This window comes from Peribacillus sp. TH27, from assembly GCF_016650915.1.
Lineage (GTDB): Bacteria > Bacillota > Bacilli > Bacillales > DSM-1321 > Peribacillus > Peribacillus butanolivorans.
Genome location: NZ_JAEKEV010000002.1, coordinates 4,413,809 through 4,438,604 on the forward strand (window position 1 = coordinate 4,413,809; position 24,796 = coordinate 4,438,604).

The following is a 24,796-nucleotide window of genomic DNA, read 5'->3' on the forward strand; positions in this document are numbered from 1 at the left end:
AGTAACCCCATAAAAAAAGCTTCCGGCACCGTCAATAATTGGTGTCGGAAGCCTTTTTATTAATTAGGTAACAAAATTTCTTCCGGGTTGTCTCCATCAATCCCCACTTTATATAGGTGATACTGTGGGTCGCTTTTGCCGAATTTCTTATCTACCATAAAATAGACCGTTTTTGAATCGCTGCTGATGACTGGGCGATCTGTGTATTCTTGAAGATGGGTCAGCTGCTTTTCGGTCTTGGTTTTGAGGTCATAGCTATAAAGCTCATAAATATAGGTACTACCTGATTGCTCGTTGGAGATGGACTGGAAAATCATCGTTTTTTCATCCGGGGCAATTGTGAAATCAAAAATATCGACATCACGTTTAGAGTCTGTGACGGTTTCGATACCTGTTTGGTCAAATTTCACTTTGAAAATCCGTTGATGCGTTTCGAAAATCTCATCAGCCGTTTTAGCATCCGCATCATCATCGGTTTGATAATAAGCGGCTTTTCCATCTGTGGTGACATTTAGGGAACTAAGACCATATTTCTTAAAAGAGGTCAGCTGGGTGGACTCCTTTTTTTCTATATCAAATTCATAAATATCGAGATCGTGAGGGCGGGGACCCGTGATCGGCGAATAGTTTTTAAACGAACCGGCTCCAATATAAAAGAGAGAGCGGCCGCTTTTTGTGAAATCGAGTTCTGTGATCAGGAAGTCTGCTTTGAATAATTCACTGATTTTCTGTGATTTCATATCAAGAAGCTGAATGGAACTAGTTGAATCTTCTTCTTGGTTTTTTTTAGCTACAATAAAGGCAAGCATATTTCCATCGTAGGAATAAGTCGGGTCGAGGATTTGTTCATCGTTGCTCAATTCAAGGACTTTTTCTTCAACGGATAATGTTGGATTATAGAGTTTTAATTGTGGTTTTCCCTTAAAGTGTGTGACGTATGCAATTGTACCCTGAGTGGATACGTCGTATTGATTGGTTAAGCCCTGCTGCTTTTCATTTTCTTCTTTTTTAAAGATCAAGCCGGCGATGACAAACAAGACAGTCACAATCGCAAGCGTGATCAGAATGAGATAGATGTGCTTCTTTTTCATTTGAAGGACTCCTTAACGGTAGAGTATCATCATCGTAAAAATAATTGCTAGAACAAGTAATACCTGTAGAACAGCACATATATTTGATGCCGTAGGATGCTTTTTTAACAGTTTAATCTGTAGGATATATAACGAAATCCATAAGACAGTCGGGATGAAAAATAATAGCATAAACGGCTGGACTTCACTTGAGAAGATTAAAAAAGCATATAAGAAAAATAAGGTAACTGACAAAATCAAGATGCCGAGTGTAATATTGGAAATGTGCAGAAGTTTTACTTTTTTTAAATTCTTTCCACTATATCCTGGAAGAACCAAGGCTGTTTTGTAAATGAGGTAAAGGGATAGTAGGAGAATCGCTGCCATAATCAGGCTGAATAAAGGAAATAATGTAAAGTCAAGGGCGGACGCAATTCCCCATCCATATATATAGACAAGGGCATGGGTCACTAACACGGTGTTGACCATGATTTTCCGGTTGATAGAGACTAGGAGGTTAAGTGTAAGTGAGAGTAAAGTTGCACTAGTCAGTATCGAAAAAAGAAGCCAGCCGATGTAAGCATCTCCTTCTTGGAATAGTTGCAGCGCATACACCGAAAACGTAAAAAGAATTGAAACGATGGATAAAGTCAGCATAAGCTCTTTTCGGTATGGAAAAATGGCCTGCTGAATTTGACTGCCGATTTCCCATTCGTCGCCAAAAAGGATTAATGCCATTTTCTCGGCTTCTTTTGGGGTCTTCCCCTGCTTTATTAAATCATCCCGGCTCAACTCCAGATGGAGAAGCAGTTCTTCAAACATATCTTCTTTTTCTTCCTTGGTACAATCGGTTTGGTTGACTATTTTTTTTACATACCTTTCAAATGTCGTTTTCATCAGAAATCCTCTGCGCTTTTCCGAACTAAATTTTCAAGGAAGGTAAAGCTGCTGCGTTTACGTTCAAGCTCGGTTTGGCCGCTGTCTGTGATACGATAATATTTCCTGCGTCCGGACTCGGACTCTTTCCAATACCCTTCTATAAATTCCTTTCTTTCTAAACGCTTAAGAGCCGGATATAGGGTGCCTTCACTGATTTCGTATTGCCCCTCGCTCATTTGCCTTAGAATCTTCGTCATTTCATAGCCATACAGCTCTTTTTGTGAAAGAAGTGAAAGCAGGAGGAGGTCAATACTTCCCTTCATCAATTCTTTATCCAAAAAATCACCTTCTTTTTTCATTTGCTTTAGTGTAATACGATGTACATCGTATTACAAGGTATATTTTACTTTTTTAAAAAAAAATGGTTAAATGACGATTGCTAAATAAAATCAATCATAGTAAAATGTGCTTCTGAACGGATGAGTTGTAAAGAGTGTGGTAAGGATACTATATACTTGATTTAACTGTTTTAATGAAAATACGGAATAGGATAGAAGAAATCCCACTCAAGGGGTATTAATTGATTTTTTTTTGAAAATCATTTAGATTCTATTTATCAACAAGAGCAGAAAGAAGGTCCTAGATAGATGAAAGTGAAAGCACCTGAGTCATTCACATACAGAGGTGGAAATAGAGCTGTTCTTTTACTTCACGGGTTTACCGGAAGTACAGGAGATATGAAAAAATTAGGAAAATACCTGAATGATCGCGACTATACCTGTCACGGGCCTCTTTATAGAGGGCACGGAGTATCAGCCGAGGAACTTGCTAAAACAGGTCCAAAGGAATGGTGGAAAGACGTAGTGGATGGTTATCAATTCCTTAAAGATGAAGGCTACGAGGAAATTGCTGTTGTAGGAATTTCTTTAGGAGGAGTGTTCTCATTAAAAGTAGGAATTGAACTTCCTGTGATAGGGGTGGTTTCAATGTGTGCTCCGACGCAAGGAAAAAGTATCGATCGACAAAAAAACCGCTTGCTCAATTATGCACAGGCTTATAAGAAGTTTGAAGGCAAAGATGCAGACCAAATTGCTGCCGAAGTGAAGCTGTTGGAAGAAGAGCCTATGACTCAACTGAAAGATGTGGTGAATATAATAAATGAGACTGGTGAAAATTTAGATTTAATCACATCACCAACTCTTGTTCTACAAGGGCGCTTGGATGATCCCGACTATACGAACAGTGCTACAGCGATTTTCAGTGAAGTCGATACGCAGCATAAACACTTGATATGGTACGAAAACTCTGGCCATATAATCACATTAGGCAAAGAACGTGAGCAGGTTTATGAGGATGTGTATAAGTTCTTAAATACACTACTTTGGTAGAAGCAGAGGGAAGTTTTCTCTATGTATAAACAGGGGTAATCTTGTCCTAAGAAGGCCACCAATTTGATGGCCTTTAACATTCAGGGTATAAAACTACTCTCTTCCTTAAGTAAAAGTAAATCGTATTAAATAGAGGCATAGCTAAGAGGACTTACTTTATATGGTTTAGCTTCAAAATCTATTTGTATAAAAAGATTTTCACTGTATCGTTATTATCAATGGTTGCTAATAAAATATCATATACGTCCTCACTGTATGCAGTTTTTATTCGGTTTTTAAGCCATTCTTCGTCTTTACCAATGCGGGTTAATTCACTAAAATCAATTTTTCCCTCTTTAATAATCGTTCTAGGAAAAGAAAAGGTTTTTGTTACTAGTTCTAAATCGGCAGGGGTTACGGCTTCATATTGAGGGTTTAAAAAAATGAAATTGTACCATCTGGTTCCCATAATGCAAGCGCAACTTTTTGAATATCTTCAATTTTTTCTTTTCTTAATTCAGATAATAAAAAATCGATAGAGATTCTTGCTTTGGCTAAGCTTTTATAAACAATTTGCCCATTTTCTATAAGGGGAAAAGGAGAGTTTTCAAAAAAACTTCGAAGTTTTCCCCACTTTAGGCTCAAAAAAACGCAAAAAATATATAAAAGTACTAATACGGCTGTCGTTATCAATGGTCCCTTTAAACCTAACTGTTCATCAGATAAAGGATGGGCAAGGATGTTTCCAATAATTAATGCTATTAAAAAATCAAGTAATCTTAACTGAGAAATAGCTCGTTGCCCCATTATTTTAGCTGCAAATAGTAAAAAGAAGTAAGACACAATGGCCCTTAAGATCCACTGAATTATAGTAAGTGCTTCTTGGCCGTGAAAAAAGTCCATCTAAACTCACATCCTTTTTTTAATGGGGTTTAAGGTTTAGTATGGAGCTTTTGACCAATGATTATCACAAGAAAATAATATAGATGAAGTACAAATTAATTAGATTTTCAGATAAAAGATGGACTTCCATATGGAGTCCATCTTTTATTCGCTTTGAAATTATTATTCCTACAAACTAATCTTCCATTTGCGGCTGTAAATCTGTTTCGAAAGCATTATTCATTTGATGCTGTCTAATAAATTTTCTGACCTGTTCTTTTGTTATTCCGCTTTGTTTCGCTTCAATGATAAGTGCAATCCACATTCTTTCGAGCGGTTCCTGCTGCGATTGCTTTATAGAATTCATAATAATACTCCCTATCAACTATATTTTAAATAATAGTTAGAAAAGTAAAATGAATTATTAGGTCTTAACTAACAATCCGTCCAACAAAAGGTGTACAATTTCATTCGCTAATATTTCAGGCTGAATGTTTTCTTCAAAAATTTGAGTTATGGTTAAACGTTCAATAATTCCGACCAAGCTTTCAGCTATAATCAACATGTTAGCATCTGGATGGAAATAGCCATTTTGTTGTTCATAAATCAGGTTTTCTTTTATTTGTGCAGCTAACTGCTTCTTTATTTCTTCAGCCTCTTGAGAGAGAAAAAAACCAATTCGAGTTAAACTTTGATTTTCAGCAAAGAAACGAAATATCGCGGCTAATCCTTGGGTGATTTTGAGGGGAATAGCGTTTAAATCAAGCCCAGTTTCAAGCCGGCTCTGTATAGTAAGATTAAATAATTCATATCGGAATTTCTTAACTAACTCCTTAAAAATGGCCTCTTTACTTTCAAAATACAGATAAAAAGTAGGCTGACTTAAATTTGCTCTATGAACGATTGTACTAACTTTTGTTTCAAAATAACCCTTCCGAGCAAACTCATCTGCCGCGATGAAGAGTAGTAAAGCTCGACTCTGTTCACCGTTGGCACCCTTTTTTCTACCTCTTTTCATCATAAATCCGTTACCCCAAAGTTTAATTTGTCATTATATTACTCTTAAGTATTATCTTATAGTGTTAAAGTTCCAGTCAAGGAAAAAACTGAATATTATAAAAATAAAAAACAACTATAAAGTAAAGAAGATAACTCTAGGACGGTGTTGAGATTCTTTTAAAATCAGGAGGATAGAATCAAAAAAAGCCGTGCGGGATTTCTCCAGAAACGGCTTTTTGATATTACTTCGTTAAATAATTTTCTGTATAATACGGTTTTGCATTATCTTCAAAGGCGACGCCGACTCCGAGAGATTCAAAATCTTTTTGTAATTTATTTTCCCTGTGTCCGATGGAGTTCATTAACCCTTCATGAGCAAAGATACTGCTGTTCTGACCGGCTGCGAGGTTTTCCCCAGCCATTCGAAAAGTGATTTTGTCATCTTCCATTCGGTCAAAGGGGGATTCTCCTTCAAGGTTATTATGGTTGAAGTAATGATTCACTGCCATATCGGCACTGTGATCCTGAGCGGTCACTTTCACTTGTTTATCCCAAGAAAGGACTGAGAGATGATGGTTGACCCTTGATGCATTAGTCAGGTCAAATAGTTGATATTCAAAGCCGTTCTTTAACTCTGGACTGGCTTCTGCAAAATAGGCACTCTTTTGTTTTTCCAATTCTGCGTCGATAATTTGGATTGATGTAACTGTATTTTTCTCATGTTTGTCATAGAAGATAGTCACATAGCTCTTATCCATTTCAAACATATCGTATTCGCCATCGCTTCGAATCTGGTAATAGACGTTTCCTTTAAGGAGTTTTGTTACAGGATCTCCTAATTTTTCAGTCACTGCTTCTTTAGGCGTGCCGCGTTTAATTCCTTGTTTTGAGGAGATTAAATCTTGGTTCGTATATAATCCAACAACTTTATCGTCAGTATCGTAGGCAACCATGAAGAAATTTTGATAATTTTCGTGATAAGCGAACCAGTCTACGCCATATTCATTCCGGGTTTGCCGCTTTGCTACACCAGCCAGTTTTTCAACAGCAGCCTTAGTGTCGCCAATTTCGATATTATGGACTGAAAAGGAGGCCTCAGCGGGAGCTTCCAATGTTGGTTTTTTCACTTGTTCCGTTTCAGGTTGTTCTTCTTTAGAAGCGTTATCCAACGTTTCTGTTAGCTCGCCTATCAGGTAGTTGACTCCGGTATTCAGCTTGTCCAGGGCAGTCGAAACCTCTGGTCCGTTTATAAGGGAGCGAACATCGGATGCAAAGGATCTAACCCCGGCCTTAAACCCAGACTCCTGAATGTCATTACCATAACCGTACCAAAATCCACCGAGTAGGAGTAAGAGAACAACAATATTAAACAGTTTCCGCAAATCGTTCACTCCTGCTCTATTTGAAATTCAGGAACTATTCTCCTGTTTATTGTTGGTTAAATAGATAAGCTTAAAAGGGGTGGTGAAACTAACAATAAGAGTGAACACAGGATCAGTGACAGTGAGACCTTTTTGGGCAGCTTTTCTCTCCCATTTCCAGTGTACCATCCACTGAACTGCAACTTGTTTCTATACCAAACAAATAATAAGATAAGTATCGCAATAGAACCTAGCCAGCCATACTGATTCATGTTAACGCCTATGCTTGTATATATGGCGATTAGTACGGTGGAAATAATCGCTCCGCCTAATCCTAATATGAATAAAATACGTATCAACTCTAAAATGACCCTCATATTTCCTCCATAAGTTTATTTATGACTTTTAATTTTTGATTTGGTTTTTATACGATCATGCTATTATACCAAAAGAAAAAGAACTAATAAAAGCATGTTATGCAATCTCATGACCATGGAAAAATGGCAATCCAGTGTGTTGCAAAGTTTGATTGATACGATATGGAATATGGAATATGCTGATTCAATCTAGGGTGGCTTTATTTATTTGATCAGGAAGTGACTCATTTACTTGGCACTCATTTTTCCCTAACCAAAAACGAAATCCCCCTATAGTGGATTTCGTTTTTGATGTTTTTAGATTCTTAATTTTAATTTAAGTGAATTACTTTAATCATTTAATATACTTTCCTCAAGAACGGCAAATTTATCCCCATATACTTTGGTTATATGATTTTCTCCCCACGTACATAGCGCGGTTAAAATACTTTCTAAACTCTGTCCATATTCACTAAGTTCATATTCAACTTTGGGCGGAACTTGGTTGTAAACGATCCGATTGATCACTCCGTCTTTTTCTAACTCACGTAATTGTTGGGTCAACATTTTTTGCGTAATGTTTGGCATAAGGCGTTTTAATTCGCTTGTACGTTTTTTACCATGTGTTAGATGGCAAAGAATCACACATTTCCATTTTCCACCTAGTACCTCCAGTGTAGCTTCGACTGATATATTGTACTTCTTTTTCTGCATAATTTATTAACTCTCCTTACTTTATAGGAACTTTAAGGTGCCTATATCACTTTAAAGTACGTACTGTTTTTTAATTCTATTATATATCATAATAACATTTGTCACCGATTAACACGGTACATTTTATTGCTTTAAGCAATTTCATGATAGAACAAATCATTAGGAGGAGAAGATATTATGATTATAGATAAAAAAAGAAGTACGTTGGCATTGCTGGCATTAGCAATCAGTGCCTTTGCAATTGGAACAACAGAGTTTATTAGTGTGGGACTGTTACCACTAATTTCAAAAGATCTACACATTACAGTGACAACTGCAGGATTAACAGTTTCCTTATATGCTTTAGGGGTCATGTTTGGAGCACCTATTCTGACATCACTAACATCTAATATGTCTCGTAAATCTTTATTACTTTGGATTATGGTTGTGTTTATTGCCGGAAATACGCTAGCGGCTAGTGCTACTAGCATCGGAGTATTACTGACAGCCCGTGTCATCTCTGCCTTAGCTCATGGTGTTTTCATGTCCATAGGTGCTACGATTGCAGCAGATTTAGTGCCTGAAAATCGCAGGGCGAGCGCGATTGCCATTATGTTTACAGGGCTAACGGTAGCGACTGTGACAGGTGTTCCTTTTGGGACTTTTATAGGTCAACATTTTGGTTGGAGATTTGCATTTATTATTATTGTGGCAATCGGCATAATTGCTTTCCTTGGGAACAGCATTCTTGTTCCGTCTGATTTACAAAAAGCTACTCGCACCACGTTCCGTGATCAAATCAAATTAGTAACAAATGGTCGCTTATTGCTTGTATTCATTATTACAGCATTAGGATATGGAGGTACATTCGTTGTCTTTACTTATTTATCTCCCTTGCTACAGCAGGTGACAGGATTTAAAGAAGGAACAGTTGCCGTAATTTTGCTAGTATATGGAGTGGCCATTGCTATAGGGAACACAATTGGCGGAAAGCTAGCTAATCGCAATCCTATTAATGCCCTATTCTATATGTTTCTTATACAGGCTATTGTACTTGTGATTTTATCTTTCACGGCTCCGTTTAAGATAGCTGGTTTAATTACTATTATTTTAATGGGGTTATTTGCCTTCATGAATGTGCCAGGACTTCAAGTCTATGTTGTGACGTTAGCTGAGCGATTTGTCCCGAGTGCAGTTGACGTGGCGTCTGCTATCAATATTGCTGCCTTTAATGCAGGAATTGCTATTGGTGCCTACTTAGGTGGAATCATTACGGATTCTATCGGGCTCATCCATACAGCTTGGATAGGTGGAGTGATGGTGTTTGTAGCTGTAATTTTAACAGGTTGGAGTCGAGCTCTCGAAAGTAAAGATAGAAAGCGGGAAGGAATGAAAGAAGGGAATAGTAAGAAAGGTGAAGCGTGTTAGGGTAAGAAACTTATTAATAATTTCCACGGTCAAATAATATGTCAAGGGATCATTGCATCCCTTCAGTGAATGCGGAAGATTCCTTGAAGGGATGTAATGATCCTTTAGGGCATTATATGATTTCAATTAATAGAAATTTGGAGGTAGATTGATTATGGTGAAAAATTTACAAGATACAACAACGTTGCACAACGGTGTTAAAATGCCTTGGTTCGGCTTGGGCGTATTTAAGGTAGAAGAAGGTCCTGAATTAGTAAATGCGGTCAAAGTGGCGATTAAACATGGCTATCGCAGCATTGATACGGCAGCAATTTACGGAAATGAAGAAGGAGTTGGGCAAGGAATCCGTGAGGGGCTAAAAGAAGCTGGAATCTCAAGAGAGGATTTATTTGTAACTTCAAAAGTTTGGAATGCTGATTTAGGATACGAATCCACAATTGCAGCATACGAAACAAGCTTAAAGAAACTTGGCTTGGAGTATTTAGATTTATATCTTATACATTGGCCTGTCGAAGGAAAATATAAAGAAGCTTGGAAAGCATTAGAGACTCTTTATAAAGAAGGAAAAGTAAAAGCAATCGGAGTAAGTAATTTCCAGATTCATCATCTTAAAGACGTAATAAAGGACGCAGAAGTGAAGCCTATGGTCAATCAAGTCGAATGTCATCCACGCTTGACTCAAAAAGAAGTACAAGCATTTTGTAAGGAACAAGGCATTCAGCTAGAAGCTTGGTCTCCATTAATGCAAGGTGAATTACTGGATAATGAGGTATTACAAGAAATTGCGACTAAGCATGGCAAATCTGTTGCACAAGTCATTTTACGTTGGGATTTACAAAATGGGATTGTAACGATTCCAAAATCAACAAAAGAACACCGTATAGTAGAAAACTCATCAGTATTTGATTTCGAATTGACTGAAGAAGATATGAACCGAATCAGCGAATTGAATCAGAATCATCGGGTTGGTCCAGATCCTGACAATTTCGACTTTTAATTAATGTAGGGAGATAGACGAGAGTGTGCGTCTATCTCCTTTTCAATAACTGTTATTATTTCTTCTCATAACCTTATTTAGGAAGTCGGACATAGGAAATAAGCCCGCATTCTGATGAATGGGGCGCAAAATTTCATGTAACCTATACAGCGTTATCCAGATGAGTCATTCATTCTCCTGAAGACTGTTCTTTACATTAATAAAGAATTTCAGTGCGGTGTCGATATCACTGGTCTTTAATGATTTTTCAAGCGTTTCATTAACCGTTGCTAGTATTTCTTGAAGTCGTAGCTCTCCCCGGTCTGTTATCGTTGCACATACACCACGGCGATCATCTTCATATCCAAGCCTTTGAATGACACCACAACTTTTATTTTCCATTCTTACAGAAAGTCTGGACATCGCACTTTGGCTTAAGCCTACTAACTGCTGCAATTCTAATAGCCTCAGTTTTTTTGCCGGTGTTTTCGATAAAAATAATAGAACATAAAACTCTTTTAAAGTCGTTTGGTGTCTTGCTTGCAATATTCGATCTAGCTCATTTGAGAGCTCGGCATGAATACGTGTAAAGGATAGCCATGTATTTATAAGGTTTTGTTCACTGGACAATTATTTTCGCCTACCTCTGCTTACTTATTTTAAATATAACATAAATAAAAATAAATGTACCAACAGAGGATAACGTTTACAACATCAGAAGTTGGTGTTCAAGAGAATCTGATTAATTGACACAAAGTTATCAAGATGATATAAATGCATGTGCATGCATTAAAAAATAATCTGTAAGGGAGATATAAAAAATATGACTCATTTATTTTCACCTTATCGTATAAAAGAGCTTGAACTTAAAAATAGGGTTGTTATGCCACCAATGTGCCAATACTCTGTCGAAGCTGAGGATGGTATCCCTACAAATTGGCATCTTCATCATTATGTAAGCAGAGCAGTTGGCGGAGCTGGATTAATTATAGTGGAAATGACCGATGTAGAGCCGGACGGACGTATTTCGAATGGTGATCTTGGATTGTGGTCTGACGATCAAGTTGAAGCTTTCGCCAAAATTGTTAAAGAAGTTCATCAATACGGTGCAAAAATCGGTATCCAAATTGCTCATGCAGGGCGTAAAGCGCAGGATGCAGAAACGCCGGTAGCACCATCAGCCATCGCGTTTGACGAAACGTTTAAGACACCAAAAGCTTTGGAGACGGAAGAAGTTAGGGAAATGGTCGATAAATTCCGTAACTCAGTTAGAAGAGCCGTTCAAGCAGGCTTTGACGTTATTGAATTGCATGGGGCACACGGATATTTAATTCACCAATTCACATCGCCACTTACGAATAAACGTGAAGATGAATACGGAAAAGACTTAACTAAATTTGGAGTAGAAGTAATTAAAGCAGTGAAAAGCGAAATGCCAGCTGATATGCCTTTAATTATGCGTATTTCTGCAAAAGAATACGTGGAAGGAGGATACGGTCTGGAAGAAAGTATTGAGTTTTCCAAAGTCTTTAAAGAAGCCGGTGTGGATATGTTCCATGTCAGCTCTGGCGGAGAAGGCCCAATTGGAGCAGACGGAAGACCGGGCACGCATGCTAGCTATCAAACGCCATTGGCTAGGGAAATTAAAAAAGCTTTGGATATTCCAGTGATTGCTGTAGGTAGATTAGATGATCCAATTCTTGCAAACTCAATCATTGGAAATGAAGAAGCAGACTTGGTGGCCGTAGGAAGAGGGATGTTGCGCAACCCTTACTGGTCTCTAGAAGCATCTAAAACTTTGAATAAACAAGTTGAGATTCCTAAACAATATGAGTTAGGTTTCAGACATTAAGAATGATTCATTAGTTCAAAATAAAACGCTAGCGAAAATGATATTCGCTGGCGTTTTATTTTTTAAATTAGCTGCCTTGTTAGGTGCGCTTTTATCAGAATGGTTTATAGACATAATAAAAAGATGAGTGTTTTTAAAAATAGGGGTTCAGTTCCTCACCATCTAAATGGATGGAGGACTGGACTTTTTTCATGTAGTATAAATATGGGAACATATTACAAATAAGGCCGAACATCCGAGGGTATATACCATACTATTAGACATGTACTTCGCGAAAGGACTTTAGTTAATGGAAGGAGGAGTAACATGGGGGAAAATAAAAAACAATTTCTAGGATTAGCATGTTTTTTAACATTTCTTATGATAATGTGCATGCTTTTTATTAATTCTTATTATAGTCATCGTGGTATAATGGATGCCAGTAATAAATGTTTTGATCATAATGGAATGCCTATGGTAGAAAAAAGTGAAAATGCATTTTCAATTAGCTGGTCGGTTGTATGTGAACCTTAAATGTCCATAATCCATAAAGTAATGTTTGGCTGGAATATTTGTTATAATAAATAAGAAAAATTAAACAATAATTTGAGGTGCTAAGTATGGAAGAAATCAAAATCATTACAACAGAAGAAGTGGAAGCTAAGCTTGAGGCAGGCGAAGCTATGGAGCTTGTTGATGTACGTGAAGACGAAGAAGTGCAAGAAGGCATGATTGAAGGCGCTAAACATATTCGTATGAATGATATCCCAGCCAACCTTGACTATTTTGATAAAGAAAAAGAATATATTTTTATCTGCCGTTCAGGACGCCGCAGTGAAAATGTGTGCCATTATCTTCAGGAACAAGGCTATAAAGTGGCAAACATGGTTGGCGGAATGCTTGAATGGGACGGCGAAGTTATCGTTAAGTAATGGGTTTTTTCAAAAAAACTTGTTACTTTTGTAAGCGGAAATCTAAGAACGTAACGTTTTATTACAATAAAGAAAGAAAAAAGATTACTGTTTGTTCACAATGCCGGGAATATGCGGAAAGACGTGCATATTTAAAAGCATGACGCAGGAGCCCTTTCACCATGAAAGGGCTCTTTTGTCTTTAGTCAATCCTATATCTATATAACCTTTTATCAAGGTTATAACTAGGGAATTCTCCGGAAAATCCTTAACGCAGATACTCTTAAACCCATGCTTTTTCATAAAAATAGCGTAGTGGTTCCGAGATAGATTTTTTTCTCTCACCCAACTCATGGCTGTTTCAAATAGAAGATTTGCGGCTTTATAGGTGAAGCAGCGGAAAACGGATATTTGGCTGAGTTTGAAAGAGGGAAATGGTGATATATGTTAAAATTAGGGTGCTGAAATCTGAAAATATAGATAAAGGAGCGTCCGCTGAATGAATGTTTATAAAATAGCGGTCATTGCGGGAGATGGAATTGGTCCCGAAGTGATCAATGAAGGCGTGAAAGTACTAAACAAGGTGGCTGAATTAGCTGGGGATTTTTCGTTCGAGTTTACATATTTTCCTTGGGGCTGCGAATATTATCTCGAGCATGGGAAGATGCTGCCCGAAGATGGTATGGAGCAGTTGAAGAAGTATGAAGCCGTGTATCTTGGGGCTGTCGGTTATCCTGGAGTTCCGGACCATATCTCACTAAGGGAACTTCTGCTGAAAATCAGAAAGCAATTCGATCAATATGTGAATGTTCGTCCTGTTAAATTGCTTCAGGGAGCACCTTGTCCGTTAAAAGACGTGACGCGTGATCAAATCGATATGGTAGTCATCCGTGAGAACAGCGAAGGCGAATATGCAGGTGCTGGTGATTGGTTATTCAAAGGGAAGCCAGAAGAAGTCGTGCTGCAGACGGGGGTTTTTTCGCGAAAAGGAACGGAGAGGATCATCCGCTATGCGTATGAACTGGCGCGCAAAACAGGAAGAACACTAACTAGTATAAGTAAGGCGAACGCATTGAATTATTCGATGGTTTTTTGGGATCAGGTTTTTGAAGAAGTCGGACAGGAATATCCTGATGTAGAAACACACTCCTATTTGGTTGATGCGGCAAGCATGTTTTTTGTTAAACAGCCGGAACGGTTTCAAATCGTTGTCACATCCAATTTGTTTGGTGATATCATCACCGATTTAGGTGCAGCCATTGCAGGTGGGATGGGTCTGGCGGCCGGTGCCAATTTAAATCCGGAACGAGTCTATCCTTCGATGTTTGAGCCGATTCATGGTTCAGCGCCGGATATTGCTCATCAAGGCATTGCCAATCCACTTGCTGCTCTTTGGTCAGCGAGTCAGATTCTTGATTTCTTTGGGCATGAAAATTGGGGCGCAAAAGTATTAGATGTGATCGAACAGGTAATGGTTGATAAAAAGACCCTGACTCCTGATATGGGCGGGGTGTCTTCTACAGAAGAAGTCGGCAATGAAGTAGTGGCTTTATTATCCGCTTTGAAAACCAGTCAGGTATAATTTTAAGGAAAAATGGGAATCCTGCTCAATAACTATCATTATAGTAAAAAGGGCAGGGGAGAGCCGATGATTCAAGTGAAATTATTTGATTATGAGCATGAACAGGACTTAGAAGATGAAATGAATGTCTTCCTTGAAGACATCCGTGATAATCAAATTGTCGATATCAAATACAATGTCGCCACTACAGGTGAAGAGGAAGAGAAACAGATTTACTGCTTTAGCGCGATGATTATTTATAAGAAAAGATAAAGGCTGAACTGCCCTATCATTTTAAGTCATATAAATAAAACCATTATTAGACTACCCTTTGCTTTTAACCGAGCGGACTGAGGTAGTCTAATTTTGTAGCTCTACAACCTTCAAAACCGAAAGCGATCTTGTAAGGAATCGCAAAAGATATACTCCTAAGGTACTAACATAATCATTGGAGTAGTCAAATGAAAAAGGGGGGCATGTCGTCTAAGTTGCGTAAATCCTAGATTTATAGAGAGCCGTTAGGATGATGTCACTTCCCCGCCATTGACATGAAGTGTTTGTCCGGTAACAAAACGTGAATCATCGGAAGCGAGATAGACAAAGGTAGGGGCTAGTTCAAAGGGCTGGCCTTGGCGTTCCATTGGATTGTCAACTTGGGTAACTTCGTCTGCGGAGAAACTAGAGGGGATGAGGGGCGTCCATACCCGTCCAGGAGCAACAGCGTTCACCCGGATGCCTTTATCTACTAGACTGTTTGCCAGTGCACGAGTAAAACCAATGTTAGCCCCTTTAGTTGCTGTGTAATCAATCAATTGTTTATGCCCTTTAAAGGCCACAACGGAAGATGTATTAATGATAGAACTTCCTGCTTTTAAGTACGGAAGGGCTGCTCGAGTTGTGTAAAAGTGTGAATAGATGTTTACTTTAAAGGTATTATCGAACTGCTCATCCGTGATCTCTAGCAAGCTTAATTGCTGAAATTGAATACCGACGTGGTTACAAAGAATATCTAGCTTTCCAAATGTTTCGATGGTTTCTTCCACGATATGGATACATTGCTGTTTTTCTCTTAAGTCACCAGGCAATAATAAGCAATGTTGTCCAAGCTCTTCAATTCTCGATTTTGTTCGATTGGCATCCTCATGTTCATCCAAATAAGCAATAGAAACATCTGCGCCTTCTTTTGCAAAAGCAATCGCTACTGCTGCACCAATTCCGCTGTCACCTCCTGTTATAAGTGCGACCTTTCCTGTTAATTTCCCGCTGCCGCAGTAATTAAGGTTTTCAATGATTGGTTGGGGCACCATTAGTTTTTCTACACCGGGTTGGCGATATTGGCGCTGTTCCGGAACCGTGATAGGAAGGTCTTGGTAACGTGTGATCTTTCCATAGTTGGGATACATGGGATAGTCTTGATCGGATGACTTCTTTTGAATGTCTTGTGACATGAGGAATCCTCCTAAAAAGAATATAGTCGGTTTACCTTATGTCAAATAGGCTATTGCCGTGCATGATAAAATCGAATAAACCAGCTTAAGTACCGGCTCATTGCTGTGCAATTTGAATATGCTGAAGGGTAGAAAAAAAAGATTTGGAGGCATCATTATGCAATATTATTTTAGTGAAGAAGTGAAGTTGCTCTTGGTCGGACAGTCGGATGAAAAAGTAGAGTTGTTATACGATTCTGATTCCTACACTTTTGAAATGCCCCTCATAGGACCTAGACAGCCTTATTATTGTAATCCACGTTATGTACCCTATTATCCTGTGATTTAAATTGTGATTATAGTGCACAGCCTAAATAAATTAGTAGTTTAAAGAGAGACGCTTAACATCGGAATTTGTACATTAAGCAATATATCATACTGGATTAGGCTACCTTTGCTTCGTAGACAAGCGGACAGAGGTAGTTCGCTATACTATTATATTGCAAATATTCACACTAGCTTCTACATAAATTTTGTATATTTTTTAGTGAAAACAGATTATAGTATACAATGAATTTTACAAACACGCGAATAATAGGTAAAGTTAAACATAATACACTGTGGTGACTGATGTATTAAAAGGGGAGATCCATTTTGGATAACAATATGAAACAACTGATTAAAGATATACAGCAATCGAACGGGGCCCATATATTATACTGTTTTAATGAACTGGAAACCTACATGGAGAAAGAGGCTATGTTCATTATTTCCGGTGTTGAGCAGGGGGATCATATCTTGGTCGTCGAAAATGATCGAATCTTTCCTTTCGTATATAAGAAATTGCAACTTCATTTAAATGAGGAGCAATTGGCGAAAGTGCATCATATTAATAATTTTGATTTTTACTGTTTTCATGGCGATTTCCATCCTTCAACGATGGTTAATTATTTCTTGGAAAATATCGATACATATTCTGAAAGGAATATTTTCGTCAGAACCTGGGGCCATGTTGAATGGGGAAATGACGACCAAGCTATGGATGCAATAGGTGAATATGAAAAAGGTATTGATAAATTGATTACTGAACGAGGTTTGATTTCTGTATGTGCTTATGATGATTACAGAGTACCTGCCGCGCTTAAATCAATCTTGATTAAATATCATAGAGTTCTCATAACCGATGAAAAAATTACGATTTTGGCTAACTGAAATTACTAATAAGGGGAGAGGGATTTGGAGAGTTTTACTGAACGAGTGATTACGATTATTCAACATATTCCCGCCGGAAAAGTGATGACATATGGGCAGATTGGACAGCTGGCTGGAAGTCCGCGCGGTGCAAGACAGGTTGTTAGGATTCTTCATTCTAGCAGCGAAAAATATAACCTTCCTTGGCATAGGGTGATCAATGCCAAAGGTGAGATTGGTATAAAAGCAGAAGGCGCCGCGTCCCACCAGAAATGGATGCTAGAAAGTGAAGGAGTCACATTCACAGAGCGGGACACAATTGATTTAGAAGTATATCGCTATCATCCTGAGAGTTTTTAATGGTGGATTGAATAATCGGGTTTGTGGTCGGGAAAATTCCGCGAAGGACGAATTACTCGAAGTGAAGGACGAAATAAATCCGCGAAGGTCGAATTATTCGACGTGAAGGTCGGAAAAATTCCGCGAAGGTCGAATTACTCTAAGTGAAGGACGAAATAAATCCGCGAAGGTCGAATTAGTCGACGTGAAGGCCGGAATAAATCCGCGAAGGTCGAATTAGTCGACGTGAAGGACGAAATAAATCCGCGAAGGACGAATTACTCGAAGTGAAGGACGAAATAAATCCGCGAAGGTCGAACTAGTCGACGTGAAGGACGAAATAAATCCGCGAAGGACGAATTACTCGAAGTGAAGGACGAAATAAATCCGCGAAGGTCGAATTACTCTAAGTGAAGGACGAAATAAATCCGCGAAGGTCGAATTAGTCGACGTGAAGGCCGGAATAAATCCGCGAAGGTCGAATTAGTCGACGTGAAGGCCGAATTTCCTCAAAAAAGAGGAGGCTGATCCCAACGGATCGGCCTCTTCTTAAATTATGAACGAGCATATACGGCAGCATTCATGCCGGCTAGTCTTCCGGTTACTAATGCTGATGTGATGTTATAGCCGCCTGTGTATCCGTGTATATCCAAAATTTCACCGCAGAAATATAGTCCGTCCATTAGTTTGGAGGCCATTTCCTTTGGATGGATTTCTTTCACGGATACGCCGCCGCCTGTGACGAAGGCTTTTTCAAGCGGCTGGGTGCCATGTACTCCAAATTGGAAGTCCTTACATAGTTCGGCAAAGCGGCGAATTTTTTCATTGGATATCGTCGCTCCCTGTTCCTGAAGGTCGATGCCGCTCCGCTCAAGTAAGAAGTGTAGATAGCGTTCCGGAACCAGGCCTTTTAATGTATTCTTTATGGCTTTTTTCGGCTCAGCTTTGATTTCTTTCATGATGTCCTGGAAGACTTCTTCCTTGTTTCGATCCGGAAGGGCATCGAGTTTCATTGTAACTTCGGATAGGTTCCATTTTTTCATCGCTTTCACGACAAATTGACTGCACCTTAGAACCGCTGGACCAGAGACACCAAAATGGGTGAATAGCATATCCATCTTGTGTGTAATCAGAGCCTTGCCTTTTGGGTTCAGCACACTCAATGAAACATCCCGAAGTGCGAGCCCTTGAAGCGTTCGATCTTTTATGAATGTTTCATGGCTAAGTACAGGTACCTCAGTCGGGAAGAGGTCGGTTATCGTATGGCCCGCCTTTTTTGCCCAAGCGTAGCCGTCGCCAGTTGAGCCGGTGTGAGGGACTGATTTTCCACCGACTGCAATCACGACCGCATTTGTGTCAAATGTCTGTCCATCTTTTAACCGAACTCCGCTTGTTTTTCCATTTTCATAGAGAACCTCAGCAACTGGAGAGTTCTTGTAAATGGTCACCTTCAAATTCGAAAGGCGTGTCAAAAGTGCATCTACGACACTTTGCGCCTTATCGTTGACCGGGAACATCCGGCCATGATCCTCTTCTTTTAGAGCCACACCTAATTTTTCAAAGAACTGAATAATGTCTTCGTTATTAAATTCTGAGAAAGCACTGTATAAAAATCGCCCGTTTCCAGGGATATGCTGAATGATTTCATCGATCGAGAGCCTGTTCGTCACGTTGCAGCGTCCGCCGCCAGAGATCGCAAGTTTCCTTCCAAGCTTCTCGCCTTTATCCACTAACAATACATGTGACCCTTTTTCTCCGGCTGCAATTGCTGCCATCAATCCGGAAGGACCGCCGCCAATTACCACTACATCATATTTCAAATTGATCACCACTTTATCATTTTCAGTCCCTTCATTATATAGCAAGAGCCCGTCAGATTGCGAATGTAGAAAAAAAGGAATTATTTGTTTGTGTATTATCTTCGAAAACGATAAACTTGAGTGTAGTTTTCTATAGAAAAAATACTTTAATATGATAAGATAAAGAGCGTGTGAAACGTAACTGACAGAGGCAGGAAGGGATTAGATGTCATCTAAGTTTTTAAAAGGGGCTTTTATATTAACGCTGGGAGCGATCATTTCCAAGATACTTGGTTTATTTTACGTCATCCCATTTGAACATATGGTTGGGAATAAAGGGGCTACCCTCTATCAATATGGGTACGTTCCATATACCATTTTCATTAGCTTTGCAACGGCAGGCATGCCGCTTGCTGTTTCTAAATTCATTTCGAAGTATAATGCGCTCGAGGAGTACGCCGTCGGTGAGAAGTTATTTAAATCGAGCCTGAAATTAATGGTTGTCACCGGTTTTCTCGCTTTTTTGATTCTCTATACGATGGCCCCGCTGTTTACTGGAGTCTTTGGGGTCAGGCAGGAAGATGTCAGGGATGTCACGGAGATCATACGGGCAGTCAGCTTCGCCTTGATTTTTGTACCGTTCATGAGCATCATCCGCGGCTTTTTTCAAGGTCATGAAGCGATGGAACCAACGGCCATATCTCAGGTTATCGAACAAATTGTCCGCATCGTGTTCCTTTTGGCTGGTGTGTATGTTGTTTTGAATGTCCTAGATGGAGAGTTAGTGAGAGCCATCCAAGTAGCTACGTTCGCGGCGACGGTAGGGGCTGTCGGCGGTTTAGTGGTGTTATTTTGGTATTGGAAAAAACAAAAACCCCATTTGGACAGCTTGATGAAGAAAGACCGGGGGACGATGGAAATTTCCCTGAAGGAGATCTATAAAGAAATATTTCTTTCGTCGATTCCTTTCATATTTGTCGGAATCGCGATGCCATTGTTTCAGTTTGCAGACTTGTTGTCTTTTAATAAAGCGATGGCATCCATCGGATTACAGCATGTCGCAGAAGATGCTCTTGGAGTTTTGAATGTATATGCCCAAAAGCTTGTCTTGATTCCGATGACGCTTGCAACCGGGTTTTCAATGGCGCTTCTTCCCTCGGTGACGAAGGCATATGTAAGCGAGGATTCGGAAGAGTTAAACCGCCAGCTGAACCAAGCCTTCCAAATTTTGTTGTTCATTACGATTCCAGCGGTTGTTGGTATGTCGGTGCTAGCGGATCCAATCTATAGCGCCTTTTACAGCCATGATCCACTTGGAATCAGTGTCCTGAAGGCATATGCGCCCGTTTCCATCTTATTTGCGCTTTTTTCCGTTTCGGCGGCCATTTTACAAGGCATCAATCAGCAAAAATATACGGTGCTCAGCCTGCTTGTTGGCTTTTTAATCAAATTGAGCTTGAATATCCCGATGATCAAGTTGTTTGAAACGGAAGGATCCGTTTATGCCACGGCATTCGGCTACTTGGCTGCTGTGCTGCTGAATTTGTATGTCATTACCTACTTTACTGGATATCGTTACAGCCTTACCATCAGAAGATCTGTTTTGATAACTGTTTTTTCAATTATAATGGGACTGGCTGCATGGGGCATGTTCAGTTTATTATCACTGTGGCTTACAACGGAAGGGCGATTCCAGGCGATTTTGATTTGTGCGGTTAGTGCGATTTTTGGAGCCCTCATTTATGCGGCGCTTTCCTTGAAAAGCAAGCTTGCACATCGTTTATTCGGTAGCCGGATCGACAGGTTAAAGCAGAAATTGGGATTATAAGATAGAAGTTTACGATGTAAAAAAAAGGGTATTATGAATGGAGTAATCCCCTGATTAAAATATACTGGCCTTGCCTGTCATAAAAGTGGGCAAGGCTTTTTACTGAATAGGCTTTAGGAGGAAATAATGAGAATTGATAAGATATTATCCAATATTGGTTACGGAAGCAGAAAAGAAGTAAAAAAACTCTTGAAATCTGGAGCCGTGAAGGTCAATGAACGGCTACTGAAGGACCCGAAGGAACAAGTGGATCCTGATACAGAAATCGTAACGGTTCATGGTGAACGGGTTGAATATAGAGAATTTATATATTTAATGATGAATAAGCCGCCAGGTGTGTTGTCGGCTACTGAAGATAAACACCAGGAGACGGTCATTGACATCTTAGAGCCAGAGGATTCGGTTTTCGAACCATTCCCAGTCGGGCGTTTGGATAAAGACACAGAAGGCCTATTGCTGATCACGAATGACGGAAAGCTTGCCCACCAACTACTTTCCCCGAAAAAACACGTCCCTAAAACGTATTTTGCGGTCATTGACGGCGAAGTAACGGAGCGAGACATTGCTGCATTCCGCAACGGCGTTACCCTAGATGATGGGTACGAAACAAAACCAGGTGAATTAAATATTTTAAAATCAGGGCTTACATCGGATATTGAGCTAACGATTATGGAAGGGAAGTTTCATCAAGTGAAACGGATGTTTGAGTCCGTAGGGAAACGGGTCGTGTATCTAAAGCGTCTCTCGATGGGAAGCCTGCAGCTTGATGAAGAACTTGAACTTGGCGAATACAGGGAGTTAACAGCAGAAGAGCTCGAACAACTGAAAGCTGGCCAGCCGACTGAATAATAAATAAGCAAGAAAAAATGAGGCGAACAATTATGTCCGCCTCAAACTTATTTTACATATCGATTTTCGTTCGGGTGGTCGTTCTTTTTAAGATGACATCTTTACCTTTTTACTTGTTGTCGTCCAAAGGCCGCGGCTTGGGCTTTGAACAAGGTCATTGTAAGCTAAGACATTTAAATCGCGCTGCACAGTTCGAGGAGTGATGCCAAATTCTTCTACAAGCTCTTGAGTAGAAACCGTACCGTTATTACTAATGAACATATAAACGGATTTAATACGGGTTAACATGCGATTTGTTGAAGGTTTCAAAAAATCACTCCTTATTCTTTTCATTGTTATTCTGAACAAATGAAAACAACCGATATGTCGGACAGCATTTCAGCTGTCACTATGTACTTGCTATACCCACCCTATAACTCCTCGGAAACATTTAGAAAAAACAAGATGTCATTAGCTATATTTTACCCCTTTACAAAACTAAATTCTATAAAAAAATGACAATTGACTAAATATTACATTTATTATATCAAATTTTAACAAAAATATTACAGTAAATGATAATAGAGGTAATTTTTTATTTCATATCACCTTTTGCATACTCATATTTTGACATTAAACAATGCAAAATATGCATTCAGTAGATTTTTACATAATTAAATGAACATAAAACATGGTATGGGCTATTTTTTACATGAAAAAGCCAATCATTTAATCAATCTTAGAACCTTGTTCAGCTTAAACCATTGAGTAACCTTGACTAAGGGGAGTATACATGTTACTTTACATATAGAATTTAAATCGTAATTATTACGCTTTGTGTTTAAGGATAGGATTTACTTGATGGGTAACGTTTACGATGTCATAATGAGGTGTTGAGCAGTATAGCTTTTTCATACATAATCTCAAGGAGTTTAAATATAATCAAATTCGAGGTAGAGTCATATGAACGAAAGATTAATGGAGTTTTTATTGCGTGACGAGGTGACCAAACTTTCTGGCGTGAAAAAACAAGTGTATGAATTCATCGTGAATGAAGAAGATTATCTCGCTTCAAAAGCGGACACGGTCGATCACTTTATGAGATTACTGGTAAAGCATTCCCCACCCCGGCTCGCTGCTCGTCATTTTAATATGCCGTATGGTGAAATCATTCGTTTCATGCATGAAATTGAAGAAGAACTGAATGAAAGATTAGAGGAAAGATGTAAAAAGGTGAAGTGGATGGACTATACGGAAAAGAGTCAACAAACGTTTGAGGAATATCATAGGAAGTTATTTCTATTTGTTAATTAAATCTGATTGAGCGAATGCCCTTGGTAACAAGGGCATTTGCATTTTTCGGATAAAAATGAATGAATAACCTAAAAAATAGATGGCTGCCATAAGCCGGAACTTTCAAACGCAATATATTGCTCTATATTCAGTAACGAAAGTTAAATCCATACGTCTAATTGAATGGAGGTGTTTGATGAAGAAAAACATAGTGGTTTTCATGTTTATGGTATGCATTTTTTATTTGTCTGGTTGTTTTAATACAGAAATCAAAACCGTGACATCTAAAAATCCAGATGCAGAAGAAGTTTTAAAACTCGATAAAAATGCAGACATTCTCCAATGGGAAAAAATAATTTATAAAACGGATATTGAATGGGTGAATGAGCTTAAACTGACTAAGAACGAATCTGTTGGAGAAATTACAGAGGTATTCTCAAATGGTTTCAGTAAATCGTTAAAAGATGGTATGGCCAATCAATTACCCATAGGAGCAAAAATATACTCAACAAAAGAGCGTGATGACGTGCTAATCGTTGAATATAACGGGAAAGTAAAGTATTACTTAGCTCTTACCGAAGGCTAGCACACCGATTTAGGGATCCCCTTAGCCGAATTCTTTAGTGGATGTGCAAACACAGATGATAAGTCCAATGCGGATCAAGAAAAAGCAATATCAGAACAAACAGATGTTAATAAAACAGAAAATTCTGATATAAGTACTTCACCACATCTCCCTTATACACACCGAAAGCTACAGCTTCTATGAGGGGGAATAAACAAGGAAATAAAAAACGGAAATTATACAACAAAGTATAATTTCCGTTTTTTTTTATGCATTTAAGAAATAATTAAATTTGTGTTCGTTTCTTTATACGTATTGATGAAATCTTTGTGTAAATGATGGTCTGTAATAATGTAATCGATTTTATCCAGCGATGCAATCCCAATGGTTACGTCTTTCCCAAATTTAGTGCTGTCAGCGGCAACATAGACTTCTTTAGATAATTCAATGATTTTTTTCCGAGTGTTTGCTTCATCTAAATTATAGTCGGAAATACCTTTTTCAATTGTAATACCACTTGCACATATAAAGGCTTTCGATATATTCAATTCGCTAAAATTAAATAAGTAATCAAAAGCTACAATAGACTGTTCATTCTGCCTTACCTTTCCCCCGATAATCAATAACTCGATATCACTATTGATTAGCTCATTTACAACAGGGATCGAACTGGTTATCACGGTTAGTTTCTTTTTCTGTTTTATATAATTAGCTATTTGATAGGTTGTCGAACCGCTATCGATATAAATACAATCACCATCGTTGATATACTCACTGCATTTTTGTGCGATCATTTCTTTTTCTTTTAATTGACTAAACATACGTTCATCTATTGTCGATTCACCAAACTGTGATTTAACTAGCTTAACTCCACCATAAATTTTTTCGATTTTTCCTTGTTTTGTAAGAAAGTTTAAATCTCTTCTAAGGGTTTCAATAGAAACTTTTAGTTCTTCTGTAAGCTCAGCTATCTTCATAACTTTTTTTATCGTTAATAATTCAATGATTTTCTTTTGCCTTTCAAGTGGAAGCATGGATTCACCCGCCTATTCAACGTAATCTTTTTCCCTCTATTGATTTTAGTTTACTGTTTGCCCATAACATATTCAACATGCGCTAGGGGACTTAATGATAACTATATCACTAGTTGGTCAAAATATAGTACCAAATTGGTAATAAAGTGTTCAATATTTACAAAGCATTTACATGAAT

28 protein-coding genes and 1 pseudogene are annotated in these 24,796 nt (G+C 38.6%); 15 read left to right on the forward strand and 14 right to left on the reverse strand.

The window, feature by feature from the left end; genetic code table 11:
• Nucleotides 1-59: 59 nt before the first annotated feature.
• The 3 genes from JFU24_RS22585 to JFU24_RS22595 are packed head-to-tail and all read right to left on the reverse strand — an operon-like array spanning nt 60 to nt 2,287.
• Nucleotides 60-1,091 carry a hypothetical protein gene (locus tag JFU24_RS22585; protein WP_201223322.1) on the reverse strand — a complete coding sequence of 344 codons (1,032 nt, stop codon included), beginning with the start codon at nt 1,089-1,091 and terminating at the stop codon, nt 60-62.
• A 12-nt stretch (nt 1,092-1,103) separates the two neighbouring features.
• Complete coding sequence (locus JFU24_RS22590) at nt 1,104-1,967, reverse strand: permease prefix domain 1-containing protein (RefSeq protein WP_201250529.1); 864 nt, start codon at nt 1,965-1,967, stop codon at nt 1,104-1,106.
• Nucleotides 1,967-2,287, reverse strand: a complete 321-nt coding sequence (locus JFU24_RS22595; RefSeq protein ID WP_053347404.1) for a PadR family transcriptional regulator — start codon at nt 2,285-2,287, stop codon at nt 1,967-1,969. The genes JFU24_RS22590 and JFU24_RS22595 overlap by 1 nt, the downstream gene beginning before the upstream one ends.
• A 309-nt stretch (nt 2,288-2,596) precedes the next feature.
• On the opposite strand from JFU24_RS22595, the gene JFU24_RS22600 reads away from it, so the two are divergent.
• The gene (locus tag JFU24_RS22600; RefSeq protein ID WP_053347403.1) at nt 2,597-3,337 is read left to right on the forward strand and encodes an alpha/beta hydrolase; all 741 of its coding nucleotides are present in this window, start codon (nt 2,597-2,599) and stop codon (nt 3,335-3,337) included.
• Between the two features lie 178 nt (nt 3,338-3,515).
• Here JFU24_RS22600 and JFU24_RS22605 read toward each other — a convergent pair.
• From JFU24_RS22605 to JFU24_RS22630, 6 genes and pseudogenes are all read right to left on the reverse strand, one after another.
• Nucleotides 3,516-4,219, reverse strand: a pseudogene (locus JFU24_RS22605) (DUF421 domain-containing protein).
• Nucleotides 4,220-4,394: 175 nt separating this feature from the next.
• A complete protein-coding gene (locus JFU24_RS22610; protein ID WP_201186317.1) occupies nt 4,395-4,565 on the reverse strand; it encodes an anti-repressor SinI family protein in 171 nt (56 codons plus the stop codon).
• A 57-nt stretch (nt 4,566-4,622) separates the two neighbouring features.
• Nucleotides 4,623-5,219 (reverse strand): TetR/AcrR family transcriptional regulator, encoded by a 597-nt coding sequence (locus tag JFU24_RS22615; RefSeq protein ID WP_201223325.1) that lies wholly within the window; start codon nt 5,217-5,219, stop codon nt 4,623-4,625.
• A 220-nt stretch (nt 5,220-5,439) separates the two neighbouring features.
• Complete coding sequence (locus JFU24_RS22620) at nt 5,440-6,579, reverse strand: CAP domain-containing protein (protein WP_201250530.1); 1,140 nt, start codon at nt 6,577-6,579, stop codon at nt 5,440-5,442.
• Between the two features lie 56 nt (nt 6,580-6,635).
• Nucleotides 6,636-6,935, reverse strand: a complete 300-nt coding sequence (locus tag JFU24_RS22625) for a hypothetical protein (RefSeq protein WP_201250531.1) — start codon at nt 6,933-6,935, stop codon at nt 6,636-6,638.
• Nucleotides 6,936-7,265: 330 nt separating this feature from the next.
• On the reverse strand, nt 7,266-7,628 hold the full coding sequence (locus JFU24_RS22630) for a winged helix-turn-helix transcriptional regulator (protein WP_053347398.1): 363 nt from the start codon (nt 7,626-7,628) through the stop codon (nt 7,266-7,268).
• A 177-nt stretch (nt 7,629-7,805) separates the two neighbouring features.
• On the opposite strand from JFU24_RS22630, the gene JFU24_RS22635 reads away from it, so the two are divergent.
• Entirely contained in the window at nt 7,806-9,035 is a 1,230-nt protein-coding gene (locus JFU24_RS22635; protein WP_201250532.1) for an MFS transporter, read from the forward strand.
• A gap of 154 nt (nt 9,036-9,189) precedes the next feature.
• On the forward strand, nt 9,190-10,032 hold the full coding sequence (locus JFU24_RS22640) for an aldo/keto reductase (RefSeq protein WP_201250533.1): 843 nt from the start codon (nt 9,190-9,192) through the stop codon (nt 10,030-10,032).
• A gap of 165 nt (nt 10,033-10,197) precedes the next feature.
• Here JFU24_RS22640 and JFU24_RS22645 read toward each other — a convergent pair whose 3' ends face one another.
• Nucleotides 10,198-10,641, reverse strand: coding sequence for a MarR family winged helix-turn-helix transcriptional regulator (locus JFU24_RS22645; RefSeq protein WP_201250534.1), 444 nt, complete (start codon nt 10,639-10,641; stop codon nt 10,198-10,200).
• A 193-nt stretch (nt 10,642-10,834) separates the two neighbouring features.
• On the opposite strand from JFU24_RS22645, the gene JFU24_RS22650 reads away from it, so the two are divergent.
• From JFU24_RS22650 to JFU24_RS22670, 5 genes are all read left to right on the forward strand, one after another.
• A complete protein-coding gene (locus JFU24_RS22650; protein WP_201250535.1) occupies nt 10,835-11,863 on the forward strand; it encodes an NADH:flavin oxidoreductase/NADH oxidase in 1,029 nt (342 codons plus the stop codon).
• Nucleotides 11,864-12,169: 306 nt separating this feature from the next.
• Nucleotides 12,170-12,376, forward strand: coding sequence for a hypothetical protein (locus JFU24_RS22655; protein WP_056521723.1), 207 nt, complete (start codon nt 12,170-12,172; stop codon nt 12,374-12,376).
• Nucleotides 12,377-12,462: 86 nt separating this feature from the next.
• Nucleotides 12,463-12,774, forward strand: coding sequence for a rhodanese-like domain-containing protein (locus tag JFU24_RS22660; RefSeq protein ID WP_034309364.1), 312 nt, complete (start codon nt 12,463-12,465; stop codon nt 12,772-12,774).
• Between the two features lie 478 nt (nt 12,775-13,252).
• Nucleotides 13,253-14,335: a tartrate dehydrogenase gene (locus JFU24_RS22665; RefSeq protein ID WP_201250536.1), complete on the forward strand. Its 1,083-nt coding sequence runs from the start codon at nt 13,253-13,255 to the stop codon at nt 14,333-14,335.
• A gap of 66 nt (nt 14,336-14,401) precedes the next feature.
• Nucleotides 14,402-14,587 (forward strand): sporulation protein Cse60, encoded by a 186-nt coding sequence (locus tag JFU24_RS22670; protein ID WP_053347393.1) that lies wholly within the window; start codon nt 14,402-14,404, stop codon nt 14,585-14,587.
• Between the two features lie 245 nt (nt 14,588-14,832).
• Here JFU24_RS22670 and JFU24_RS22675 read toward each other — a convergent pair whose 3' ends face one another.
• Nucleotides 14,833-15,762, reverse strand: coding sequence for an SDR family oxidoreductase (locus JFU24_RS22675; RefSeq protein ID WP_201250537.1), 930 nt, complete (start codon nt 15,760-15,762; stop codon nt 14,833-14,835).
• A 157-nt stretch (nt 15,763-15,919) separates the two neighbouring features.
• Between JFU24_RS22675 and JFU24_RS22680 the strand changes: the two genes are divergently transcribed.
• The 3 genes from JFU24_RS22680 to JFU24_RS22690 all read left to right on the forward strand — a co-directional run bounded on the left by JFU24_RS22680 (nt 15,920) and on the right by JFU24_RS22690 (nt 17,292).
• The gene (locus JFU24_RS22680; protein WP_201250538.1) at nt 15,920-16,090 is read left to right on the forward strand and encodes a hypothetical protein; all 171 of its coding nucleotides are present in this window, start codon (nt 15,920-15,922) and stop codon (nt 16,088-16,090) included.
• A 305-nt stretch (nt 16,091-16,395) separates the two neighbouring features.
• A complete protein-coding gene (locus JFU24_RS22685) occupies nt 16,396-16,953 on the forward strand; it encodes an MEDS domain-containing protein (RefSeq protein WP_098175714.1) in 558 nt (185 codons plus the stop codon).
• Nucleotides 16,954-16,977: 24 nt separating this feature from the next.
• Complete coding sequence (locus tag JFU24_RS22690) at nt 16,978-17,292, forward strand: MGMT family protein (RefSeq protein ID WP_201186304.1); 315 nt, start codon at nt 16,978-16,980, stop codon at nt 17,290-17,292.
• A 533-nt stretch (nt 17,293-17,825) separates the two neighbouring features.
• On the opposite strand, the gene JFU24_RS22695 is transcribed toward JFU24_RS22690, so the two are convergent.
• Entirely contained in the window at nt 17,826-19,091 is a 1,266-nt protein-coding gene (locus JFU24_RS22695; protein WP_057214735.1) for an NAD(P)/FAD-dependent oxidoreductase, read from the reverse strand.
• Nucleotides 19,092-19,296: 205 nt separating this feature from the next.
• Between JFU24_RS22695 and JFU24_RS22700 the strand changes: the two genes are divergently transcribed.
• Together JFU24_RS22700 and JFU24_RS22705 are read left to right on the forward strand one after the other, a co-directional pair.
• Entirely contained in the window at nt 19,297-20,898 is a 1,602-nt protein-coding gene (locus JFU24_RS22700) for a putative polysaccharide biosynthesis protein (protein ID WP_201186302.1), read from the forward strand.
• A gap of 126 nt (nt 20,899-21,024) precedes the next feature.
• On the forward strand, nt 21,025-21,747 hold the full coding sequence (locus JFU24_RS22705) for a pseudouridine synthase (protein ID WP_057214741.1): 723 nt from the start codon (nt 21,025-21,027) through the stop codon (nt 21,745-21,747).
• 87 nt (nt 21,748-21,834) lie between these two features.
• Here JFU24_RS22705 and JFU24_RS22710 read toward each other — a convergent pair whose 3' ends face one another.
• Nucleotides 21,835-22,056, reverse strand: coding sequence for a DeoR family transcriptional regulator (locus JFU24_RS22710; protein ID WP_034309346.1), 222 nt, complete (start codon nt 22,054-22,056; stop codon nt 21,835-21,837).
• 633 nt (nt 22,057-22,689) lie between these two features.
• On the opposite strand from JFU24_RS22710, the gene JFU24_RS22715 reads away from it, so the two are divergent.
• Complete coding sequence (locus JFU24_RS22715) at nt 22,690-23,040, forward strand: hypothetical protein (protein WP_053347388.1); 351 nt, start codon at nt 22,690-22,692, stop codon at nt 23,038-23,040.
• Between the two features lie 175 nt (nt 23,041-23,215).
• On the forward strand, nt 23,216-23,605 hold the full coding sequence (locus JFU24_RS22720; protein ID WP_201186300.1) for a hypothetical protein: 390 nt from the start codon (nt 23,216-23,218) through the stop codon (nt 23,603-23,605).
• Between the two features lie 254 nt (nt 23,606-23,859).
• Here the strand turns inward: JFU24_RS22720 and JFU24_RS22725 are convergent, their stop codons facing one another.
• Complete coding sequence (locus JFU24_RS22725) at nt 23,860-24,618, reverse strand: DeoR/GlpR family DNA-binding transcription regulator (RefSeq protein WP_201186298.1); 759 nt, start codon at nt 24,616-24,618, stop codon at nt 23,860-23,862.
• Between the last annotated feature and the right edge of the window lie 178 nt (nt 24,619-24,796).